5 protein-coding genes are annotated in these 4,710 nt (G+C 26.2%); all 5 read left to right on the forward strand.

The window, feature by feature from the left end; genetic code table 11:
• Positions 1-520, forward strand: a 520-nt coding sequence (locus B6S12_RS10215) for a VgrG protein (RefSeq protein ID WP_111230677.1), incomplete at its 5' end; no start/stop codon positions are given.
• A 75-nt stretch (positions 521-595) separates the two neighbouring features.
• A complete protein-coding gene (locus B6S12_RS10220) occupies positions 596-1,432 on the forward strand; it encodes a hypothetical protein (RefSeq protein ID WP_111230678.1) in 837 nt (278 codons plus the stop codon).
• A 121-nt stretch (positions 1,433-1,553) separates the two neighbouring features.
• Positions 1,554-2,330 (forward strand): hypothetical protein, encoded by a 777-nt coding sequence (locus tag B6S12_RS10225; RefSeq protein WP_111230679.1) that lies wholly within the window; start codon positions 1,554-1,556, stop codon positions 2,328-2,330.
• Between the two features lie 345 nt (positions 2,331-2,675).
• Positions 2,676-3,266: a hypothetical protein gene (locus tag B6S12_RS10230; protein ID WP_245892651.1), complete on the forward strand. Its 591-nt coding sequence runs from the start codon at positions 2,676-2,678 to the stop codon at positions 3,264-3,266.
• Positions 3,253-4,710, forward strand: a 1,458-nt coding sequence (locus B6S12_RS11190; protein ID WP_181451038.1) for a hypothetical protein, incomplete at its 3' end; no start/stop codon positions are given. The genes B6S12_RS10230 and B6S12_RS11190, both read left to right, overlap by 14 nt.

Raw genomic sequence — 4,710 nt, forward strand, 5'->3', positions numbered from 1 at the left:
TTTATCTAAAGATACCATAGTAGGATTATCTAATACTTTAAATGTAGGAGTAGATAATAAAGTAAGAGTAGCTAAGAATTCTAGTGAATATGTAGGAGAAAACAAAGACATAGAAATAGGTGCTAATCAAAATACTATTATCCATAAAGATGAGATAAAGAATGTGAAGGGGAATAAAAAGGAGGTGGTTGAGGGGCATTATGATGTTAATGTCAGCGATAAAATGCAAGTGTTAAGCGAAAAAGAGATGGATTACAAAAGCAAAGACAATATTCTTTTTACAAGCAACGAATCCATAGGATTTGAAAGTGATAAAAATACAAGTATGGTAGCTGATAATATCACAACTTATGCAAAAACCACTCATGAATTAAAAGCCGATAGCGAAGCAACCGTGAAAGTAGGAGAAACAATTATCAATGCAAAACCTGATTGCGTGATTATTAAAGCAGGTGGAGTAGAAGTAGTGATAGATTCTAAAGGGCTTGTGGTTAAAGGTGGGGAGGTTAAGGCAGAGTAGATATAGTAATATAGTATGGTGAAAAGAAAAATTGTAAAATGGTAATTTTTTAAATTATTCCAAAGGACAAACAAAATGCTTAAGTTTTCTAAGAAAAATATAATCATTATTCTTATAGTAGCATTTTTAATATCTGTAATGAGTAATCTTTATGATTATGTAAATGAAGCCCTAGATTATAAAAATGCTAAAGAAACTAAAGCAAGAGAAAATCTTAATTCTTTAATCCTATGGAGTAAGAATGAAGCTAAAGAAGAACTAGAATATGCAAAAAAACTTTCTAAAGAAACTTACAATCAAGAAAAAGTCACCAAAGAAATTATTAAAAACTTTGAAAAGATAAAAACAAGTATAGAAAGCATGAGAATTTTAAGTTCTTATGGAACCACTAAAGAGGATATGAAGCTTATGAGAAAGGCTGGTAAGATTATTTTAGATGTTAATAATCAAATCGCAGGTAAACTTTTACACAATGAAAACAAAATCACAAGAAGGAAGACTTATTTTTTATTCGATAAGGAAAGGTTTAAAGCAATTGAAGATTTTTTATTTTTTCTAAATACTCATTTAGAAGAAGATTTTTTACAAAAAGATGATAAAAAAATTGATTCAAATGCTCTTTCTTATGCATTATCTTTAACAGGAAGTGTTTCTATATCGCTTGTCTATCTTAATGATATTGAAAAATTTCCTTGCAAATTTAATAATCCCAAAACAATAGCAATTTTACAAACATTAGAGAATTTAGATAAAGTTGCTGAGAAAATTTTAAATGCATTGGAGCAATTATTGATTTTAAATGATGTAAGTGGCAAAAATAGACAAAATATGATACAAATGATTAATATTTTTCAAGAAAATTCAGTAGAAGTTCAAATCCTGCAAGCCAAACTAAAAGAGTGTGAAAAATAAATGAAGAGCTAGAAAGAGAAGTATTGCTTGATAGAGAATTGAGCCAAATAGAAAAAGATTTACAAAATGCTTTAAAACGTAATAAAACTATACCACAATAGAAAGTTATAAAGGAGTATCAATGAATAAACCTTTTTACAAACTTAAAAAATTTTATATACCTTGTAGTCTGCTTGTAGTTTTGATTATTTCTATAAGCTTAGCTTATCATTTTTTGTATCGCCCTTTAGAGCTTATCTTTTGGGATAGGTATTATTATGAAAAAGAAGATCAAATTAGAAAAGATATATTTAAACTATTCTGGAGCAACGAAGAAGAATTTAAAAAAGTTTTTAAAGAACAAAACTTAAATCAAGAATTAAAAACAAATCAAAAAGAATTGTTGAACTATATGCACTATTTCAAAAAAGATTTTAAATTTATGCAAATTTTAGGTTTGGATAATGCTTATCTTAAAGCTTTTAGAGATAAAACAAGTATATTTGGAAGAAAAAGTGAAAATAATCTTAATTATTTTTATCTTGCTTCTAATAGCACTACTAATTTAGATGAAATGAACAATTTTATAAGTATTGCAGATAGATATACCGTTTTTATTGATGAAATAAATGCACTACCTGATACTTATGCACCTAGGAAAATAACCTTTAATGCCGATTATTTTCTTTTTAATTTCATCCCATTTGTTTCAAGTCTAGATAAAAACTTTATGTGCTCTATACCCCAAAAAGAACAATTATTAGAGAATATGATTAATTCTTATGCAAAAATGGATTTGTTATATAAAACAAAACTAGAAGCTGAAATTCAAGGAATATACTCAGCAATATTCGGAGAAGAAAGATATATTTATTTTATAAATGTTGCTAAAGGAAGATTAAATGCATGTGGAAAATAATTTAAGCCCTGAGGATAGACAGGGTATAAAAATTTACTTTTGATTGTTGTAAGTATTATTGTAAAATAGCTTAGATTTTTAGGAGCATCAATGAATAAACCTTTTTACAAACTTAAAAGATTTTATATACCTTGTATAATAATTATTGTAATATTTGCTATACTTGCAAAATTACTTTATTCTCCTTTATACACGATTTATTGGGGCACATATCATTATCCTAAAAAAGCACAAGAATTTAGAAACTTTGAAAAAATGACTTTAAATCCAAGTCCTAAGGATATGATGAAAATTATAGATGATTTTAAACCTAAAATAGAAGATTTTAAAGATTTAAATACAAAAATGCAAAAGGCTATTTTTGATTTTAAAATAGCTAAATTCTTTGGATTTGAAGATAGGTATTATGGAACTATCATCATAATCCATACCAATATATTTGTGACATCAACAACCAAAGAACACATTTTTTTTAATTATCTCAATTTCATAAGTGATATAAATTCAACTTCAAATGAAAAACAAAAATATCTAGCCCTAAGAACTTCTACTAAAGATTTGGAAAAACAAATCTTTGAAGAAAAACTTAAATTTATAAAGCATTATGAAGAATTCTATAATTACTTAGAGAGTATAGGTTATTTAGATAAGGGATCTTGGTATAAAGGTGTTGCAAATATGTATAAAATTGCAATATATTATTTCACTTATGATATATTAAAAAATCTTAAAAAATTTTGTTCCCTTAAAGATAGAGAATTAATGTTTGAAAAAATGAAAAAAAGTTATGAAATATTTAACAATTTAGATTTAAATTCAACTTCTAAAATTCCTAGTATAGCCAATAATAATTGGAAGAATAGTTTTAAAGATTTTTCTAACTTAAGTTATAATTGGATAAATAAAATTCAAAAGGCTTTAGATGGATGCAAATGAGAGTAATGTCAGTGCTGGCATCGAAGAAAGCATAAAAGAAGCTTTAAGAGAAGGACAAGAAGCTGTAGAAAGCGGTAGAGAAAAGATAGGAGAAGCAAATATCTTATTGCAAATCGGTGATGGTATTGCTAACTTTTTCCACAACTCTCCAACTAAACAAAACATACAACCTTATATACAAAAGATGCAAGTTTTTACAGATAAGGTAGATAATAAATTAAAGATTGTTGAATATACTCTAGAATATATTAACAATGGTGATATTACTAGGGTTATTATTAAATTAGGAAAAGAAATCTTAGAGGATAAAATTCTCACAAAAGGCTTAGAAGTTTCCAAAGATATAGCACTTATTGTGATGAAATCTGTGCCTAGAGGTAGAATACCTACTGGAATACTTATATTTGCAGGTGGTAGCATTATTTCTTATTATTTTTCAAAAGAGCTGGAAGATATAGCTAAGTTTTTATCTGAAGTTGGCAAAAAAACACTTATAGAATTAGAACGAAGTATAAGAAATATATTTGATAATCCAAAATGCCCTAAAGGCTCTAAAACTCCAGAAGGTTCTTGTTCTTCCTCACCAAACGAGTTTTTTGGAGGTCTTAAGGGGATTAGTTTATTTTTCCTTGCCCCTTTCCCTAGCTATTCTAAAGAATACAAACTTGCCCTAGCAAGAAAAAAAGAACTTATGGATAAAACAAGTATGGCTTCTAATTCCTATAATTTTATGGATGAAGAGTGTTTAAAAAACATACAAGATTTAAAAGAGCAAGAACAAATCATTAACCAAGAAGAACAAAAATATCAACTCGCTTTAAAATTTTACAAAGAAGATAATAAAATCAAAAATGAAATTTTTAATCCTTTATTTCAATCCTTGAATGAAAATCTAAGCTTTCAATTAAAACAAGAAAGAAATACTTTTTTAAATCCAAATCAAAGTTTAAGCATTATCGCTACTAAAAAATACTCATTAAAGACTTTAAATTTACAAGATATTGATAATATTAATATCAATTCAGAATTTGCTTATTTAAGGGCTTTGTTTTTATGTGAAAGTTTTTTAGTTTTAGATAATAATGATGAAGCTTTATTAAATGAAAAAATAGCTAAAGAAACTTTAGAATATGATGAGGATGAATATATTCTCTTTATTCTTCACAAAGCCAAACTAAACGATATTTATTTAAAAGCAAGAAAAGAACTTTATAAAAGTATCAATGAATTTAAAAAACTGGGTTTTAAAGATTTAGAAAATGCTTATCAAACTTATATCAATTCTTTACTTATAAATGAAAAAATAAATAGCAAAGATGAAACAATAAATAAAAACGAAAATAAAGAAAATACAAACAACACAAAAGAACAAAATCCCAATCTCTTAACTTCTCATTCTAAAAACCTAAACCATTTCATCTTAGAAAATAAAGACAAAAACAAA

The organism is Helicobacter valdiviensis (assembly GCF_003245365.1).
In the GTDB taxonomy this organism is placed as follows: Bacteria; Campylobacterota; Campylobacteria; order Campylobacterales; family Helicobacteraceae; genus Helicobacter_D; species Helicobacter_D valdiviensis.

Bases quoted from the DNA above. Each gene is read 5' to 3' on its own strand.
- B6S12_RS10220 (WP_111230678.1), top strand. From the start codon at position 596: ATGCTTAAGTTTTCTAAGAAAAATATAATCATTATTCTTATAGTAGCA.
- B6S12_RS10225 (WP_111230679.1), top strand. From the start codon at position 1,554: ATGAATAAACCTTTTTACAAACTTAAAAAATTTTATATACCTTGTAGT.
- B6S12_RS10230 (WP_245892651.1), top strand. From the start codon at position 2,676: ATGCAAAAGGCTATTTTTGATTTTAAAATAGCTAAATTCTTTGGATTT.